This window comes from Paenimyroides ceti (assembly GCF_030409925.1).
Genome location: NZ_JAUFQU010000024.1, coordinates 1 through 18,057 on the forward strand (window position 1 = coordinate 1; position 18,057 = coordinate 18,057).

Annotated in this window: 19 protein-coding genes and 2 pseudogenes; 10 read left to right on the plus strand and 11 right to left on the minus strand. The window is 36.3% G+C overall.

All coding sequences use genetic code 11. The features are described 5' to 3' along the window. Positions 1 to 148: 148 nt before the first annotated feature. The 6 genes and pseudogenes from QW060_RS19545 to QW060_RS28580 all read right to left on the minus strand — a co-directional run bounded on the left by QW060_RS19545 (position 149) and on the right by QW060_RS28580 (position 1,766). Positions 149 to 298 (minus strand): hypothetical protein, encoded by a 150-nt coding sequence (locus tag QW060_RS19545; protein ID WP_290364965.1) that lies wholly within the window; start codon positions 296 to 298, stop codon positions 149 to 151. 63 nt (positions 299 to 361) lie between these two features. Then, positions 362 to 556: a hypothetical protein gene (locus tag QW060_RS19550; RefSeq protein WP_290364966.1), complete on the minus strand. Its 195-nt coding sequence runs from the start codon at positions 554 to 556 to the stop codon at positions 362 to 364. Continuing rightward, entirely contained in the window at positions 549 to 965 is a 417-nt protein-coding gene (locus QW060_RS19555; protein ID WP_317623209.1) for a DUF5686 family protein, read from the minus strand. The genes QW060_RS19550 and QW060_RS19555 overlap by 8 nt, the downstream gene beginning before the upstream one ends. After that, positions 854 to 1,207 (minus strand): DUF5686 family protein, encoded by a 354-nt coding sequence (locus QW060_RS19560; protein ID WP_290364967.1) that lies wholly within the window; start codon positions 1,205 to 1,207, stop codon positions 854 to 856. The genes QW060_RS19555 and QW060_RS19560 overlap by 112 nt, the downstream gene beginning before the upstream one ends. 36 nt (positions 1,208 to 1,243) lie before the next feature. Next, positions 1,244 to 1,444: a hypothetical protein gene (locus QW060_RS19565; RefSeq protein WP_290364968.1), complete on the minus strand. Its 201-nt coding sequence runs from the start codon at positions 1,442 to 1,444 to the stop codon at positions 1,244 to 1,246. Further along, positions 1,399 to 1,766, minus strand: a pseudogene (locus tag QW060_RS28580) (DUF5686 family protein). The gene QW060_RS19565 and the pseudogene QW060_RS28580 overlap by 46 nt, the downstream one beginning before the upstream one ends. A 185-nt stretch (positions 1,767 to 1,951) precedes the next feature. Between QW060_RS28580 and QW060_RS19575 the strand changes: the two are divergent. Together QW060_RS19575 and QW060_RS19580 are read left to right on the plus strand one after the other, a co-directional pair. Continuing rightward, positions 1,952 to 2,128 (plus strand): hypothetical protein, encoded by a 177-nt coding sequence (locus tag QW060_RS19575; protein WP_290364970.1) that lies wholly within the window; start codon positions 1,952 to 1,954, stop codon positions 2,126 to 2,128. Positions 2,129 to 2,157: 29 nt separating this feature from the next. Next, positions 2,158 to 2,310 carry a hypothetical protein gene (locus QW060_RS19580; RefSeq protein ID WP_290364971.1) on the plus strand — a complete coding sequence of 51 codons (153 nt, stop codon included), beginning with the start codon at positions 2,158 to 2,160 and terminating at the stop codon, positions 2,308 to 2,310. On the opposite strand, the pseudogene QW060_RS19585 reads toward QW060_RS19580, so the two are convergent. After that, positions 2,300 to 2,727, minus strand: a pseudogene (locus tag QW060_RS19585) (type II 3-dehydroquinate dehydratase). The gene QW060_RS19580 and the pseudogene QW060_RS19585 sit on opposite strands and share 11 nt — an antisense overlap. 295 nt (positions 2,728 to 3,022) lie before the next feature. On the opposite strand from QW060_RS19585, the gene QW060_RS19590 reads away from it, so the two are divergent. From QW060_RS19590 to QW060_RS19620, 7 genes are all read left to right on the plus strand, one after another. Then, complete coding sequence (locus tag QW060_RS19590; RefSeq protein ID WP_290364972.1) at positions 3,023 to 3,334, plus strand: hypothetical protein; 312 nt, start codon at positions 3,023 to 3,025, stop codon at positions 3,332 to 3,334. A gap of 121 nt (positions 3,335 to 3,455) precedes the next feature. Next, positions 3,456 to 3,587, plus strand: coding sequence for a hypothetical protein (locus tag QW060_RS19595; RefSeq protein ID WP_290364973.1), 132 nt, complete (start codon positions 3,456 to 3,458; stop codon positions 3,585 to 3,587). Positions 3,588 to 3,712: 125 nt separating this feature from the next. Further along, on the plus strand, positions 3,713 to 3,862 hold the full coding sequence (locus QW060_RS19600) for a hypothetical protein (protein ID WP_290364974.1): 150 nt from the start codon (positions 3,713 to 3,715) through the stop codon (positions 3,860 to 3,862). Further along, positions 3,840 to 4,358 (plus strand): porin family protein, encoded by a 519-nt coding sequence (locus QW060_RS19605; protein ID WP_290364975.1) that lies wholly within the window; start codon positions 3,840 to 3,842, stop codon positions 4,356 to 4,358. The genes QW060_RS19600 and QW060_RS19605 overlap by 23 nt, the downstream gene beginning before the upstream one ends. Positions 4,359 to 4,762: 404 nt before the next feature. Beyond that, positions 4,763 to 4,912: a hypothetical protein gene (locus tag QW060_RS19610; RefSeq protein WP_290364976.1), complete on the plus strand. Its 150-nt coding sequence runs from the start codon at positions 4,763 to 4,765 to the stop codon at positions 4,910 to 4,912. Between the two features lie 28 nt (positions 4,913 to 4,940). After that, the gene (locus QW060_RS19615) at positions 4,941 to 5,141 is read left to right on the plus strand and encodes a tyrosine-type recombinase/integrase (protein WP_290364977.1); all 201 of its coding nucleotides are present in this window, start codon (positions 4,941 to 4,943) and stop codon (positions 5,139 to 5,141) included. A 55-nt stretch (positions 5,142 to 5,196) separates the two neighbouring features. Further along, the gene (locus QW060_RS19620) at positions 5,197 to 5,385 is read left to right on the plus strand and encodes a hypothetical protein (protein ID WP_290364978.1); all 189 of its coding nucleotides are present in this window, start codon (positions 5,197 to 5,199) and stop codon (positions 5,383 to 5,385) included. A 38-nt stretch (positions 5,386 to 5,423) separates the two neighbouring features. Here the strand turns inward: QW060_RS19620 and QW060_RS19625 are convergent, their stop codons facing one another. Beyond that, a complete protein-coding gene (locus QW060_RS19625; protein ID WP_290364979.1) occupies positions 5,424 to 5,621 on the minus strand; it encodes a hypothetical protein in 198 nt (65 codons plus the stop codon). 55 nt (positions 5,622 to 5,676) lie between these two features. Between QW060_RS19625 and QW060_RS19630 the strand changes: the two genes are divergently transcribed. Next, the gene (locus QW060_RS19630; protein WP_290364980.1) at positions 5,677 to 5,802 is read left to right on the plus strand and encodes a hypothetical protein; all 126 of its coding nucleotides are present in this window, start codon (positions 5,677 to 5,679) and stop codon (positions 5,800 to 5,802) included. On the opposite strand, the gene QW060_RS19635 is transcribed toward QW060_RS19630, so the two are convergent. From QW060_RS19635 to QW060_RS19645, 3 genes are all read right to left on the minus strand, one after another. After that, entirely contained in the window at positions 5,771 to 6,475 is a 705-nt protein-coding gene (locus tag QW060_RS19635) for a hypothetical protein (protein ID WP_290364981.1), read from the minus strand. The two genes, QW060_RS19630 and QW060_RS19635, sit on opposite strands and share 32 nt — an antisense overlap. Positions 6,476 to 6,646: 171 nt before the next feature. Then, positions 6,647 to 12,346 carry an Ig-like domain-containing protein gene (locus QW060_RS19640; RefSeq protein ID WP_290361922.1) on the minus strand — a complete coding sequence of 1,900 codons (5,700 nt, stop codon included), beginning with the start codon at positions 12,344 to 12,346 and terminating at the stop codon, positions 6,647 to 6,649. Positions 12,347 to 12,794: 448 nt separating this feature from the next. Next, entirely contained in the window at positions 12,795 to 17,786 is a 4,992-nt protein-coding gene (locus tag QW060_RS19645) for an Ig-like domain-containing protein (protein WP_290361921.1), read from the minus strand. Positions 17,787 to 18,057: the final 271 nt, after the last annotated feature.

An 18,057-nucleotide genomic window follows, 5' to 3' on the forward strand; every position in this document is an offset into this window, starting at 1 on the left:
TTCCATTGAAATTTATTGATAAGCGGAACTTATTCAGTATAAATCCTTTAAAAATTGTGTTCAAAATGGCTTTCTAAAAAGGTGTTGTTTGTACTGTGACTGTAATAGGGTAGTAAAATAAAGTTTTGAAGGTAATCTTTAGTTGTACCTACAAAGGTTTCATTTCATAAAAATGCTTGTAATCCATAAAAGCGATGTTGCTGGCATTAATGAAAAAACCTCCGTTAATAAATCCGCCAAAATTACCGATATAGCCCAGAGAGGTATTGTAATTTAAGTGAGGCTCCCAACAATTCATAATTATAGCTTTTTTCTGACGAAGCAAAGCCTTTTTTCATAATTCAGATTAAGTAAAGGATATTTAGTATTCTTGTAGTTTTCTTTTATAAGGATACATAATGTATTTCTGGTCAAACTGATGGTATGCATTCAATTTCAATTTTACAATATGGTTTTCGATAAATCCTGCATCGGAAAGATTATCCGGATCGACAGGTTTATTGGATGAAAAGGATTTGTTCTTTACAAACGGAGAGTTTTTTACCTGATTAAACAAAGGTGTACGATTTGCAATATTCTATGTCAGCCCTGGTAAAAATACCATTATAAACTTCCTGTTCATACTGTACACGGATAAAAATCTTTGTGGTAAAATTTTGCATAGTTTTTTCCAAACCAGGAAGAGCTGATGGAGTTGATGATTTTTTTTTATGGGATAATCTTCTCCAAACCTGATGTACAGTTGAACCTCCGGTAATATCAAGTTTTGAGTAATACACACGATCAAATAACTGTGAGTAAAATCCGGAAAACGAGGCTTGTTTTCTGCGATACCCATAATTTATAAGTCCGCCTACTTCATAAAATGTTTTCTTGGTAGGGTTTTCTTTGAGATAAGACAGTCCGGTAGTGACATTAAAACCTTGAACGGCATTAAAGGCAAAAAAGATAAAAGTCCGTTGTATTTATAGGTGCGGTTGTTGTAGCTGTTTCGGTATTTATAGCCCTGTACCAACTTAAACAGATTGAATTTATTATGGACCTTGTCTAAAGAATCCTGATAAGCCCTTGTACTGCTTTCCGCAAGTTTTTTATCATTTTCGTTATAATCTCTATATTCAATAGTTTTGTCAACGGTATGGGTCTGTTTTCTTGCCAAAATTCTTAGAGCGATTGTTAGAACCCGGTTGAAAAGTAATGATTTCATTTGAAAATGTCTTAGCCAGGAAAGAAGGAATTTCTTCTAAATTATTATAGATATAATAAAGTTTCCTTTGAATTTAAATACAAGTATCTTACCGTTGAAATCAATAATCTGGCTATTTTTAATCCATGCATTATGGTCTTTTATATAAGAGAACGTCTGCCTGATAAAGAAATCATCAATCTGGGGTACTTCTACTTGTTTCCTTTCACAGTTGCATCGATAGCATATATTTCCCATGAACCATCAACGATGTATATATATCCATCAAGTACAGGTTCGCTGGTACGTTTTGGCTTTACTTCAATTTTGTATATAAGCTGTTCGGTCTGGTCGTCTGTAAAGGCTTCCATAAGCTTAAATTATAATAACTCGGAGCAATCGGAGCTAATGGTGAAACAAGTTTCCATGAATAATAAGCAATATTCTGATAAAAATCAAAATTAGCACTAAGGCCGGAATTAAAGCTAAATCCGTTATCGTTACCGCTGATTTTTGAAGCTTTTATCTCTTCTTTATAATGATTCGGTTTTTCTACAGCTATTTTAGAGAAAAGTTTCAGACAAGTAAATGAATTCTATTCTTGAGCGAATCAATTTTGAGGTTAGGATCGAGTTCTTCAATATTATAGCCTAAAAACTTTTTGGGATAATCTATAACCTGAATGGACCCTTTTGAATAAAAATCAGAGGTAATACTTTTTTATACGAGCATCATTCTTTTTTCGATGTTCACTGGCTTTTTTTTATGATCCATGTTGCTTTATCTTTTCCCTCGGAGTTTCGATCAGCATTTCATCCAAGACAGAAGCTTACTTCTTCCATTGATACATTAATTTCAAAAGGAAATTTGTCTGCTGTTACTTTTTTATCAGTGTTTTATAACCTAATTGTTGAAAAACAAGCTGGTATTTCCCTTTTTTAGGAACATCAAGGTCAAATAAACCATTTTCATTGGCAATTGTAGAAAAAAAGGTGTTTTTCAACCGAAACATTTACATACGATATTGGAGTACCATCTTTGGTAGTTACTTTTCCTGTTATTTGAGCATGAGACAATATGGAAAAAAGAAGAGCACTATAAGAACCAATATTTTCATTCTATAAAAAAAGATTGAATGGCCAATTTATAGGAATTTAACCCAATCCGATAATGATTCCCTGGCAGACCGGTGCGATGAATGATGATGTCTGTATATTTCTCTACTATACGTATTGGATATATGTACTTCTATCACAGGTGTGGTAATTGCCTTTACAGCATCTGCAATAGCAATGGATGTATGGGTATAGGCAGCAGCATTTAATACAATTCCGTCATATAATCATAACCTGCTTCCTGAATTTTATAAATGAGTTCACCCTCTACATTACTTTGAAAATAATCGATTGCAACCTGAGGAAATTCTTCTTGTAAATGAGACAGGAACTCGTCAAAGGAATCCGAACCATAAATGGCTGGTTCTCTTTTCCAAGAAGGTTGAGATTAGGACCGTTATAATCAAAATTTTTTTCATCAAACAAATTTAAAGGTAAAAAAATAGTTTTAAATGTATATAGAACTCTTAAAAAATTATGAAAATTTTAATAATAAGAGTTTTGTTAATGAAAATTACTTTAGTTGTTGCTTATTGTTTGATATTGATTATAATAATGTTGTTTTTTTTGAATATATTATTTTATAAATTTAAAATAGTTGACATTTTAATAAAAAAAACTGTTTTAAACAAATGTTATTTTGTATTAAATTTGCGGCAACAAAAAAATAATTGAAATGAAAAAATTGTATTAAGTTTAGCAGTTGTTGCATTAGGTTATAGTGCACAGGCTCAGGATCAAGAATTTGGATTTAAAGAAGGAGATGTTATTTTTAGAAGGAAATGTATCTTTTAACTCAACTAACGACAAGAATACAGATGTAAAAGAAAATTCTTTCAACTTCGCACCTAAAGCAGGATTATTTGTTTCTGATAAATTTGCAGTTGGAGTTCAACTTGGTATCGGTACTGATAAGACTAAAGCAGGATCTACAGTTACTTTAAGCAAAACGATATGTTCATCGGAGCATTTGGTCGTTTACTATTTCTTGGAATTAGGTAGAGATTTAAAACGTATACAGAAGTTGGTTTAGGATATGCTTCTACTAAACTGAACTGCAGGGTTAAAAATCCAGATGTAACTGGTTTTTCTGCTGGAGCTGGTTTTTAGGGATCAACTATTTTGTAACTCCAAAATCCCTATTAACTTCGATATTGTCTGACGTATTGTCTTACAGATCAGGAAAAGTTAAAGGTGGTGAAAATGTATCTGAATTTAATGGAAACATCAATGTTTTCAATAATTTCTTTGATGCAGCTACATTTGGTTTGACTTACAAATTCTAATTATTATAGAAGAATCTTTAAGCCTTTCGGAATTCCGAAAGGCTTTTTTTGTTTATATATTTATGTAGATTTCTAATTTTTTTGTATAATTGTTATATTATTCTATAAAATAAATCATTGTTTACATGAAAAAATTTATACTGTCACTCGGAGCCATAGCATTTCTGTCATTGACTGCAACAGCTCAGCGTAATCCCAATAACCCGTTTGAAACGGGAATGAAAATAGGAGGAAACATGTCAACGTTATCCGGTGAAAAACGGACAGGATTATAAGCCTGGTGTTCATGTAGGTGCTTTTGTTGAGTATCCGTTATCCTACTACAAAAAGTTCGCATTACAGTTGGAATTAATGTACTCAATGCAAGGGTATAAAGGAATTGAATATGATCAGTATGATCTGACAACTTATAAAATCAATGGTACTGAGAGGCTGGAGGATGTAACACATCATTATCTGTATCTGCCATTACAGGTAAAATATTATGTGAGTGATAATTTTTCTGTAGAATTGGGAGGTCAGGTTGGTTTTTATATGGTAGCAGCAAGTGGTCAATATGATATGAACAGATATAATCCTGTGCGTAATTTGGTAAATCTTCAAGCGGTTTGGAAGAGGCATTATTTGAAGCCGGATACCGAAGCAATAAGCCAAAAGATTTTTATGAAATGTTGGATTATGGTGTTACTGCGGGTTTTTCCGTTTATCTTAACAATGGTTTTTTTATCACGGAAGGTACTATTACGGACTTCAGGATGTTTACAAACTTGATAATGACGATAAGAAAGTGCCAATTCCGGCAAAAACTCCCGGTATGACAGACGAGATGTATCAACAGCTTATAGGTCAGGTAATTTCATCAACAAACATATCAAAACAGATCCGTTAAATAATTCTGTTATTCAGGTTTCTGTAGGATACCGTTTTTAAAAAAAAATAAAAATCGTAAAATGAACCATCTTTTATAGATGGTTTTTTTTATGAGACAAAATTCGATTTCCTGGAAAAATTACAGAAAACTTTTTAATGATTATCTAAAACTTGAAAGAGGTCTTTCTAAATACCATTTTGAGTTTATGATTTTGACCTGACAAAATTTCAACAGTATATTAATAAATCCTATCCTGCAAATAAAAATAGAAGATATAGATGAGGAAATCGTAAGGAGCTTTATTATGAGATTCAGAATTTATAGCTCCCAGTACCAATCACGTATACTTTCTTCCTTAAAAAGTTTTTTTGACTTTTTACTACTGGAAAAATATATAGTGAAGCATCCGGTTATTTTTATCGAATTACCACGTCAGGGAAGAAAGCTTTCCTGATGTATTGTCGATGGAATAAATAGACGCTATGATTGCGTGTATTGATATGTCTAAGGACGAAGGAATGCGGAATAAAGCAATGCTGGAAACGCTATATAGCTGTGGCCTTCGGTTTTCAGAATTAATCAATCTTAAAATTTCTGATTTGTATTTTGAAGAAGGTTTTATTGTAATAACAGGTAAAGGAAACAAAACAACGATTTGTACCAATATCAGAATCAGCGGTTAAATGGATTATCCTGTATAAAGATGAAATAAAAAACATTTAAAAATAGTTTCTTCTTATGAGGATGTTCTTTTTTACAGAAGAGGTACGCAGCTTTCAAGAGCTATGGTTTTTACATAGTAAAAGAGCTGAGTATCTGGCTGGAGTTCGCAAAAAGGTAGTCCGCATACTTTCAGGCATTCCTTTGCTACTCATTTGTTGGAGAACGGACTACTGGTATATAAATATCCTGTGCCATCATCAATAACCCCCAACAGGTAGGCAAGCTGGGATTTGTCGTTGAACCTACCGCTGATTGTCAAAGTTTTCATAGAATGCTCCAAAATCATCACACAGCATAGTAAAAGAATAAGGTCCCGTCCAAACTCCCTGATCTGTTGCACCACAATTGGAGCGTATGTAAAAATTGAGAGTTTGAGAAGCCGGCAAACCTGTTAAATCAGCCACCGTGCTATTGGAAGAAACGGTTCCTGATGTTACCAACCCATCAGATCCTGATCCGCCAGCTCCTGTAGTTCTGACTTCATAATCGTATCCTGTGGATGGAATAAGCGCAGGAGGTGTGAGAGTAGCAGTAGCTGTATTGGTAGTGATAGCGTTGATGAGAACTGCATCAGGACTCGGACATGTGCCTAAAATTTCTGCAGATACAGCAAAATATTGATCACACCAGAAGAAGTTGTTCCTCTGGTAAATTTAATTGACTTGATTTCTTTTGCCTGATTTGCTATTGCTATATTTAATGTTATCTGATATAGTCTTGGATTGGTAGTTGAATTTTCTACTCCATTATTATTTCGGTTAATTCTTCCAAAACCGCTATAAGCAACAGGAGGGTTAGTACCGTTGAACCAGTCTGCAACCGGATTGGTAAGAAAAGATTCCGTTGTATCATCCTGAAATGTTACTACACATTCTAAATTTGAAGCTCCGCTTCCTGAAGTTGCCAGAACAAATAGTTTTTTAGCCTTAACAGTACCTGTTACTACAGAAGTAATGTTTGTTGCTGTACTGACCAATCGGATTGCATTATTGGATGAATAATTCTGTAACTGGTACGTTAATCCTGTAGTTGCTGCCGAATTGATAATTCCGCTTTGAGGAAATCCCGAAGTCTGAGGTGTTGAAGTAGCTGTTAGCTGCCAATCAATAGACTTAAAGCAATAGCTTACACCGTCTACATCTGTTGTCGTTGAACTGGCAGCAGTTCCGACGCCGTTTGCAATCACATCATGATTGAATCCGTTGATATTCAAAGTCTGATAGGTTTGGGCATTTACAGCCATAGTCCCCGCTATCAATTTAAATAATAACAGAAAAAAAATAGTTTTATTCATATCAATATAGTTTAATGGTTGCCAAATATATCTTTTTTATGTGTTTATAAAAAAGATATGCAGAAAAAACTACAAAAAAAGTGTTGTTTTTAACAAAAATAATAATAATTTTAAAAAAAAGAGACCTGCTTGTTATAGCAGGTCTCTTCTTTATATAATCGCAGATAAAATTTATTTTCTAACTACTTTTATTATCTGTATTTGATTATCTGAATGTAACTCTATCAGGTAATTCCCTGAAGCCAGAGCGCTCATATCCAATTGTATTTCATTGTTATCAAAACGCTGCATCATTACCTTTTGTCCTAAAAGGTTATACACTACTAATTGATCAATGTTATTTTTGTAACGGATGTTTAAAATATCTGACGTAGGATTTGGATAGAATACTAAATTCGTTTTATCGAAATCATCCATTCCTAATGTGATTACTACTGTAACCGCCGTTGGCAAACTTGGACATCCATTGGTTCCGATAATAACAGCATAGTAGGTTTGACCACTTACTAAAGGTGCCTCAGCAGGAAGTGCATTGTTTCCGTTCTTAGCATCTGCTTCAGTGATATACCATACAATATTGGTCTGATCCATTACCAAATCAGCGATGGTAGCTTCTCCAATAGTGTTTACTGTAAAGTTTTGACTGGTTTCTCCTGTCGGTGATGAAGGAAGATCTGCTATCGTAACCGTAACAGCTGTTCTCTGAGACACACAACCATGCTCTACTCTTGCTACATAATACGTTCCTGTAGTTAAGGCAACATTTTGCGCTAATTCTACTGTACTCGTCGCTGTTGCATACCATCTGTAAGTTACATACGTAGCAGTCGGTAAATATAAATCTGCAACAGTTCCGCTACCACATAGTACAAATGCATTTACTACAGGCGCTGTTTGATTGATGATCTTAACGGTTACAGAGCGTCTTGGAGACTCACAGCCTTCAATAGACTGGGATACATAATACACTCCACTTGTTAATGCAGCAGTTAATGCCAATGGTGTTGTAGAAGTTGCTGAGTTATACCAGTTATATACAGCTCCAGCAACAGCTCCTGTAGCTGTTAAATCTGCTACCGTTCCGCTACCACAAATATTATGTGTGTTCGCAGCAGGTCTTTCTAATCCGGCATATACCGCAATCTGAATTTGAGAACGAACCGATTCACAGCTATTAATTATCTGAGACACATAATACGTACCAGTGGTTACTATTAGTGAAGAAGAAATCGGCTGAGTAGCTGTCATGGAAACATACCATTTTAAAGTAGCATTTGGCATAGCACTCAATTGCAATCCTCCGAATTGAGTTGACTGACATAAACTGATTGCCTGAGCAGGTATAGCTGACGGAGTAGGTGTTATAACTGCTGTTACCGGTATTCGAGGCGACTCACAACCTGAATCTGCATGATAAGTAGCTGCATAATAAACTACACCGTTTACTAAATCTGTTGTTTCACTTAATGGTGTTGTAGAAGCTACAGCATCATACCAGCGGATCGTAAATCCTGTTCCCACTGTTGCAGACAAATCTGCTACGGTTCCGGCATCACAGAAATATTGTGTTTCTATAACAGTTGGAAGCTGTGCATCAACAATAGTTATCTGAACAGCCACTCTTTCAGAATTACAAGCAATTCCCACGGCCTCTACATAATATGTTCCTGATTGACTGATCTGCGTTAATTCAGTAGTTGACGCCAAGGAAGCATACCATTTGATGATATTATCTTCATTATTAGTGTTTATTGTAATATCCTCGACATTCGTTGCATCACAGAATGATATTGGATTGGTTACAGGATCAATAACCGGTTTTTCTAAGGTTGTTATTTCTACCGTATTTTCTACACTACAATTCGCAGGATTTGTAATAGTAAGTGTGTACTGTGTAGGTACCTCAACCGTATTAGCTTTATAATATACTTTTGCTAAAGGAATAGTTCCGCTATAAGGAACAGTAGCTTCAGCATCTTCATATAAATTATCAGACGGCGACCATTCAAGTTGATATTCCTGATCTGCTGTCAATAATACATCATCAATATTCCAGTTATGCATTCCAAAATCAACCCCTTCGACAGTAAACGAAACGTAGAATGTAGAAGAACCTACATCAGCAGTATTGATAACAGTAGAAACAATTCCTGCTGCCTGTGTTGCCGTTACAGGATTTGTTACCCATGAAGTATTATTCCATGTAGTTCCGTCAGAACTTGTCTGTACTTTTACGGAATAATTATAATTTCCACTATAATGGTTTAAAAAATTTCTCCATTGCAGGGTTAATTCCTGAAGACCACTTGTATCAATAGGACCGTAATATGCTCTTCTTATTACATTACTAAAACTACTTCCTGTAATTTTTAGTTCATTAGCAGTTCCTCCTGCTGTATTTGCATTTACAACCGAAACACCCCCACCTTGTGTCTGCCAGTTAGCAGGTAATGTAGTCCCATTAGAAAAGGTTTCATTAAGCAGTTCCTGTTCACCAAGTACCACTCCTCCATCTAACTCCTGTATTTCTCCTACACATACATTTATTTCTTCAGGAAGACTTTGAAACTCCGGCAATTCTTTTACATTTATCTGGAGCTCCTTTATTATTCTACACATAGTTCCCGTACTTTGCGATGCCGTTAGAGTGTAGACAGTTGATACTGAAGGATTGAAAATCCATCCGTTTTGAGCATCTCCCGAGATGCCTGTTGATGGCTCCCAGGTATAAACATCATACTCAGACGCTCCTGTTATAATCGTAACAGCAGTTGAATCACTTCCCTCACATATTTCTAAAACAGCAGTTGACAATTCAAGCGAAGGTGCCGGATTTACAGTTGCAAGTACTTCTACTCTCGGTGAAATACAAGTAGAATTAAAAACCATATTTGCTCTGTTGGCATACGTAGCCGTATTACCACTTGAATCTACAGATCCGGACATTGTAGCTAAAATCTGTGCCGCTGTTTTATTATCAGCATATGTTGCTGTAAGAGAATTAAAAGGTGTTACATGATAGCGTATTTGTGTTGATTGGCCACTTACACCTGAATTATTATTACTCCAGCAAAACTGAACCACTACATTACTAACTCCATCCCATTGAAATGGTGTTGCAAAAATATATTGATTAGAACCCGCTGTAACCGGTTGATTGGCATTGGAATATACCAATGTTGTACCGGACACATGAGTTGTTGTAGCGGCAGTCTGAGTGGTATGTCCTAAATAAATAGTAAAATCATTTCTGTTCGCACCTGCTGTAAGCACATCCAAAGCTAAGGAAGTGATGGGTCCCGCAGTAAGACCTGCTGCAATTAGTTCTTCTGCCTTATAAGTGTATTGATATTTATAACCTCCCCAACCATAAGTAAACGGAGAATATCCTAAATCACTTGAAGCAGTTGTAGCTGTACCCAAATAAATATTATCATTTACAGTACCTGCAGAAGCAGCTACATAATAACTGGTAGTCTCGCTTATCTCTGGTGTTTGAAAAGATGCTCCCGTAAACACAGGAAACCTACTTGTTGGACTTGTGTACCATCTCAGAGTACCTGTTGCATCAGTAGTAGCACTCAAAACAGTTGTCCCTATACCACACAATGTCCCCGGAGTCGTAGTTAAAACATCCGGATAGTCACATAAAGTCGTAAAAGTCTTCATGATTGTCCATTCGCTGAATACGGTTGTCTGACATTGAGTTCTTATATAAACATTATACGTTGTAGCTGGTAATAATCCCGTAGCTGTATAAGTAAGAATATCATTTAAGGTTCCACTGGAAGCCAATCCCTGAGCACCACTCCCCGGAGCACCGGTGGTTCTAACTTCATACGTATATCCTAAAAGAGATGACGAAGATGACGCTTCCCAAGTGATTACGGCTGAATTCTTTGTCACTCCCGAAATTACTACATTGGTAGGCAATTCACAATTAGGAATATTTTCTACAACTATATTGGTAATATGAAAATCATAGTCCGGTAGGTCATCAACAGGGCCATCTGAAGCAAAAAATGCTACCATTACATCCTGTCCTATATATTGTACAGGTATATTTACAGTATAATCCGTTAATACGTTGACAAGAGAAGAAGTATTGGCTGCATTGAAGGTAAATAATGGAGACCAGTTATCTCCACACCCATCAACAGAGATCATTACCTGTACTTTATCATCTGTACCTTGCATTCCATCTTCATGCGCGGTTCCCAGATTATATTTAGTAATAGCCGCTTTGAAATTAATTCTTGAAGCCGCATTAACAGTTATTTTATTAGATACAATCCATTCCTTTCTGTTATTGTTATATAAGTTTATTTTGGCAGTAGGCACTCCCAAAATCGTACTTTCTGCCCATAAAGAAGTAGTTCCAACAGGTTTATCAGCACCACTACCTTCTCTCCAGTTAGGAAAAACTGTTGTTAAATTAGATCCAGTAAATCCTGTAAAATTTACAGACTGAGGCATTGAAACAACTGGATAGTTTGATAACTGAGAAGCAGGATTTGTCGTAGAATTCGTTATATTGTAATAATATGTAAACGGAGCAGTAGTCCCACATCTGTTATATTCGTACACTCTTACATAATAAGTTGTATTACATACTAAATTGGTTACGGTAACAGCACTCCCTGTTCCGTCGTAAACAATTTGTTGTCCAGCTCCTGAATAAGAAGTATTAACTCCTGAGATTGCCGGACCAGTTCCGCTTACCGGATCTGTAAACGTATTTGTTGTATTGATCACAACATACCTTCTGTTGCCATTACCATTTGTCCAATTGATCTTCATAGTGGTTGGTGTCACTTCTGTGAAGGTAATTGTATGAGCTGCGGTTGCAGGAAGAGTCATATTATTGACAACCGATACGTCTGAATATGCTGACTGATTTGTTGCAGTACAAGTAACTTTTAGCCTGTAATATTTTGTGTTTCCGCCAAAAGCAGGTGGGGTATAGCTTGTTGTAGTTGCTCCTGAACCTCCTACAGCATTTGCCCATTCATCTGCAACTCCATTATCATCAGACTCTTCCCATTGATAAGTAATATTTGAAGCAGTTGCAACAGGTGTATATCCTGTTACATTAATAATTGCTGGAGTAGACCCCGGACAAATCATCTGACTTTGAACATTTACCGTACCCCCTACAGGCATACCATTACAAGGCGGAGGTGGTGTAAATCTAAACACTTGGTTATTGGCAGGTTTAGCAGAGATATTCGTTACATGAGAAGTACTTGAAACTGCAGGTGCAGTTACACTGGTTACATTTAAATATCCGTTAGCTACAGTTGCTCCACCAATACCTATTGAGGCAGATGCTGAAGAAGTTACATTTCCTGATTCCTGTCTGTATATAAACTCTATAACATTTGTAGTTTCATAAAGCTTTATTTGAAAACTAATTACAGGATTAGTACTATCATAGAACCATTCCCAGTTTTTCCATTCAATCGTCATTACTCGATTGGGCACTGTACCTGTCAGTTCATAAGAAGCTCTGGAACCTCCTGTTGCTCTACCATCGAGATCATCCCACAAAGGAGCAATTATTGGTCTTGACGTGAGATTTGCTTCTACAAAAGAATTGGTAGTCAAAGTACTGGCTCCCATATTAAAACTGATAAATCCATTTGAGGACATTTTAAACTGGGTATAATTTACACCTTCATAATTAAAAGTAAATCCTAAAGAAACGGCATCAGAAATTGCCGAATCTGCATGTACAGATGTCAGTGTAGTTGCCGAAGCACTGTTTTCCTGAAATAAACCAATCTCATGAGAAAACCCATACCCAACCTGCGCATCCATTCTCCAAAAGGACATTAGTAAAAGTAGTAGTAGTAAGTAGATTTTTTTCATTATTAAATCATTTATGAAATTAAACAACTTCTTTAATTCATTATACACTTCTATATCCTCATAATTTGATATAATTTTGCATGAAAAATTAAAGAGGTTTCGAAATTACCTCTTTTTTATTTAGAAAAAAATAATTTAAAAAAAATCCAATTAAATTAACTTTTATGCTATAATCACAAAAAAACAAGAACAAAAATCTACTTATCCTTATTTTTTTAGAATTTATATAAATAATATAAAATAGAATATTTTGTTATATAGATTTCTTCAATTTCTGTTTATCAAAGAAAGTTATTTATAACATCTTTTTTCTTTTTTATAATCTATTGATAATTAGTTACTATAAATTTTCTCACCTGTTATATCAAATAATTATAAAGAAAAGAGTCTGATTACCAAAAGAAAAAGCCTGTCATTACTGACAGGCTTAGACTTTAAAGAAACATTCTTATTTCTTAACGATTTTAATTATTTGAATCTGACCTTCTGAATGCAATTCCAACAGATAATTACCGGAAGCCAATCCGCTCATATCTAATTGTACTTCGTTGTTATCATAACGCTGCATCATCACTTTTTGTCCTAATAAATTATAAACAATCACCTCATCAATAGTATTTTTATAACGGATGTTTAAAACATCAGCCGTCGGATTCGGATAATATACCAGATTCGTTTTATCGAAATCATCTACTCCTAATGTGATATCTACTGTAACTGCTGTTGGTAAGCTTGGACATCCGTTAGTACCAATAATTACAGCATAATAGGTCTGACCGCTCACCAATGGTGCTACCGGAGGTAACGGATTGGTGCCGTTTTTAGCATCCAGCGCCGTGATGTACCATACTACATTAGTTTGATCCATCACCAAATCAGCTATGGTAGCTTCTCCAATAGTGTTTACTGTAAAACTCTGATTTGCAGCTCCTGTTGGTGCTGACGGAAGATCCAGAATTGTCACTGACACAGCTGTTCTTTGGGAAGGACATCCGTATTCTATTCTTGACACATAATAGGTTCCTGTCGTTAAAGCTACATTTTGTGCTAATTCTACGGTACTGGTCGCTGTTGCATACCATTTATAACTTACAAAAGTAGCTGTTGGTAAATATAAATCGGAAACTGTACCACTACCACATAAAGCAAAGGAGTTAACTACCGGTGCTGTCTGGGTGATTACGCGTACTGTAACGGAACGTCTTGGAGATTCACAACCGGAAATAGACTGTGATACATAATAAACACCACTAACCAAAGCTGTATTTAATGCTAAAGGTGTAGTAGAAGTTGCTGAGTTATACCAGTTATACACAGCTCCTGCAACGGCTCCTGTAGCTGTTAAATCTGCTACTGTACCACTCCCACAGATATTATGAGTTCCTGCAGCAGGTCGTTCCAGTCCGGCATAAACCGTTATCTGAATCTGAGAACGAGCTGACTCACACTGGTTGACTGTCTGAGACACGTAATAAGTTCCATTAGTCACATTGGCAGTAGAAGCAATTGGCTGGACTGCTGTCGCAGATGCATACCATTTTAGAGTCGCATTTTGCACACTGCTCAATTGTAATCCTCCAAAATTAGTTGTCTGACAAAGACTGATGGACTGTGCAGGTATAGCAGATGGTGTCGGTGTTACAACTGCCGTTACAGGAATACGAGGTGACTCACAAGCTGAACCAGCATGATAGGTTGCTGCATAATAAACCGCTCCGTTTACCAAACCTGCTGTTGTACTTAGTGGCGTTGTAGAAGCGACCGCATCATACCAACGAACCGTAAATCCGGTTGCGACTGTTGCAGACAAATCTGCTACCGTTCCGGCATCACAGAAATATTGTGTTTCTGCAGCGGTTGGAAGTTGCGCTCCCACAATAGTAATTTGAACAGCCATTCTTTCTGAACTACATGCAATGTTACTTGCCTGTACATAATATGTACCTGATTGACTGATTTGTGTTAATTCTGCAGTAGCAGTCAATGAAGCATACCATTTAATGATATTATCTTCATTATTAGTATTCACTGTAATATCTACTACATTCGTTGCTTCACAGAATAGTAATGGATTGGCAATAGGATCAATAACCGGTTTTTCTAATGCTGTTATTTCTACTGTATTTTCTACACTACAATTCGCTGGATTTGTAATAGTAAGCGTATATGGTGTCGCCGCCTGAGCTGTATCAGCCTTGTAATATACTTTTACTAAAGGAGTAGCCCCGTTATACGGAATAGTAGCTTCTGCATCTTCATACAAATTGTCTAATGGTGACCATTCAAGTTCATATTCCTGATCTGCTGTCAATAGTACATCATCAATATTCCAGTCATACATTCCAAAATCAACTCCTTCAACAGTGAATGATACATAGAATGTAGAGGAACCTACATCGGCTGTATTGATAACTGTAGAAACAATTCCTGCTGCCTGTGTTGCCGTTACCGGATTGGTAATCCATGAAGTGTTATTCCATGTTGTTCCATTTGAACTTGTCTGTACTTTTACGGAATAATTATAAGCTGAGCTGTAATGACTCAAATAATTTCTCCATTGAAGGGTTAATTCCTGAAGACCACTCGTATCAATTGGTCCGTAATATGCTCTTCTTGTTACACTGCTAAAACTACTTCCTGTAATTCTTAACTGATTTGCAGTTCCTCCTGCTGTATTTGCATTGGCAACTGAAACGCCACCGCCTTGTGACTGCCAGTTAGCAGGCAATGTAGTTCCGTTTGAAAATGTTTCATTGATCAGCTCCTGTAAACCGAGGACTACTCCTCCGTCTAATTCCTGTATCTCTCCTACACAAATATTTATTTCTTCTGGAAGACTTTCGAACTCCGGAATTGCATTTACATTAATCTGAAGTTCTTTTATTACAGCACACAGATCTCCTGCACTTTGTGATGCCGTTAGAGTGTAGGCAGTTGATACTGAAGGATTGAAGACCCATCCGTTTTGAGCATCTCCTGACACACCTGTTGCCGGTGACCATGTATATACGTCATAATCAGATGCGCCCGCTGTAACAGTCACAGCATCTGATGATGAACCATTACAAATTGCAATTTCAGTTTCTGATAAAGTTAATACCGGTGGAGTTGTAACAGTAGCAACAACTTCTGTACGAGGAGAAGAACATCCGCCTATATATTGTATATCATAAAAATAATAATAGCTTGCTGATGTTCCTAAAAAGTAACCATTAGTTACGACAAGGTTTCCATCAGTACCTGTGTAAGGAAAGCCTCCAATAGCTGATTCTCTTACCAAATTAGCTCCTGAGTGACTTTTTATTACCATTCTGTAACCAGTACCGGTTGGTACTGTAAAGTTTAAAGGAATAATATTCGGAGTCGTAATTCCTCCGTTAGTCACATTGACATTTCCAGTAGCATATAATTCTGTTCCGGCACTATTTACAATTTTAATATTTATAGTTCCTGCCGCTGTAGAATATACGGCTACTGATTGTAACTCTACACTTTCTACAACATTAAATACTAATCCTGTATCGGTATCCATATAGGTACTGTTTGTCAATGGTGCCGTTCTACCTGCTGTATTAGCTCCACCAGAAATATTAGAACTCACCCAATACGAAGTGGTAGCACTAATTTCCGGAGTTGTAAATGTATTTCCGGTTGCCAATGCTGCTCCTCCGGTTGCTGCCGCATACCATTTTACGGTTCCGGCTGTATAAGTCGCTGCCAACTCGGCTTGCCCTACACCACAGATAGTATCTGGTGTTGTAGTTACCAGATCCGGGTAGTCGCATAAAGTTTTAAAGGCTTTAACCGGTGTCCATACGCTACTATCAAGCGATGAACACACTGATCTAACATATACCTGATAATCTGTAGAAGACAGTAACTGTGTAATAGTAGCAGTAGTCACTCCAGCCGCAGTAACGCCTTGTTGTACTAAGCCTGCTGTTTCTCCAGGATTTCCGGATGTACGTATCTCGTATTCATATCCGTTTGCAGGTGCTGGTGTTGGCGCTGTCCAAGAAATTACGGAAGCATTTTTTGTAATGCCGTTAACTACAACGTTTGCAGGTACGAAACAGGTTGGTGACACATCAACGGATATATCTCCTACGTAAAGTATGTTTTTATTGGCATCTGAATATGCTTGAAAACCAATATAATAAACCCCTGTTGTTGTAGGAATAAAATCAATTACCTTTTCAATTGTAGCACTTGCTGTGCCGGTAGTTACAGTAAATAACTCATTGGTCATTGCTGTATTTACTACAGAAGTTCCATAACTTACTCTTAGTTTTTCTACGTAACCAGTATCTCTGTATTTAAATTTCAAACGATAACTCTGTCCGGCTGTTAGATTTAAACCTTGTGTATAAAACCAGTCGTTTGCGGCATTAGTACCATGATAAGGATATCCCATTACCTTTCCGGTAAATCCAGTCTGCACGGCATAACTTATCCACGTTTTGTTATCATTGTTTACATTTTGCACCGTTACACAAGAAGGAATGGCAGGTACAGTTACTGCATCAATTGGTACTGTATAAGGTACATCTACAGAAACACATGACGTTGTTATAGGGGTACCATTAGTCCATAAGCTAAAATTACTGTTACCACAATTAGCTCTTACATAAATAACATAAGATGTATTTGGAGTTAATTGGGTAATATCTGCTGTAACAATACCCGCTCCGACTGTACCTGTTGTAACTAAACCTGTTGCACCACTACCAGGTGCTCCTGTTGTTCTAACTTCGTATTCGTAGCCACTATCTGGAGCCGGAACAGAAGCAGTCCATGAAATGGTTGCTGTTGAACTACCCACAGCAGATACACTTACTGTTGCTGGTGCAAAACAAGTAATTAGAGGTCCGAAATTAAGTTTTAAATTTGGTCTGTTTCCAGTCACAGTACCCGATATTGTAGGTGGTGAATTATCAGCTCTAACATACATATGCGTATTTGCTGATGTAGAATAACGAATACCGTTACCGGATGTACCTCCTCCATTACCAGTGCCCCCATAGTTAGCTTCTACTAAAACTAATAAATTATTGAGACTTCCAGAATAATTAAATGTAGCTGTCAGGATAAATAAATTCCAACCTACAATAGGAGTCATTGACCCATCATAGACTAAAGTTGCCCCTGCTGTCATACTTGCCCAATTTGATGCAGTAATGGTATTTGCAGTTGTCTCTTTTAAGTAGATCTTTATTGGACGAGCCCCTGATCCCCCCGTATTAGCATACCATGAGAGTGCAGCGATATTGCCGGTATTTACAAGCTCAGAAGCTTTGTATAAAGAAGCTGATCTTTCATAACCATAATAGTTACCCAGCGGGTAAACCTGAGTGGAGGTTCCGGTACCAATAGTAACCTCCTGAGAAAGAACCGGCACAGTAAGTAATAATGCCAGTAGTAATAAGTAGATTTTTTTCATATGTTAAACATTTTAATTAATGGATTAATCGAGTATATTATTCAAATAAAAAATACCAATCCCATCTTGTGAATTTTATATTCAAAACGATTAGGTTTTAAAAAACTTAATTTAAAGATAATATATAAATTCTAAATTAACTGTTTTTTAACATTAATATTAAACACGTAATAAGTCTTTAATAATTATAACACAAAAAAACAAACAACATTTGTATTATAAAAACAGGAACAATCTCAGCAATAAGTAATGACATTATTATTATCGTAAT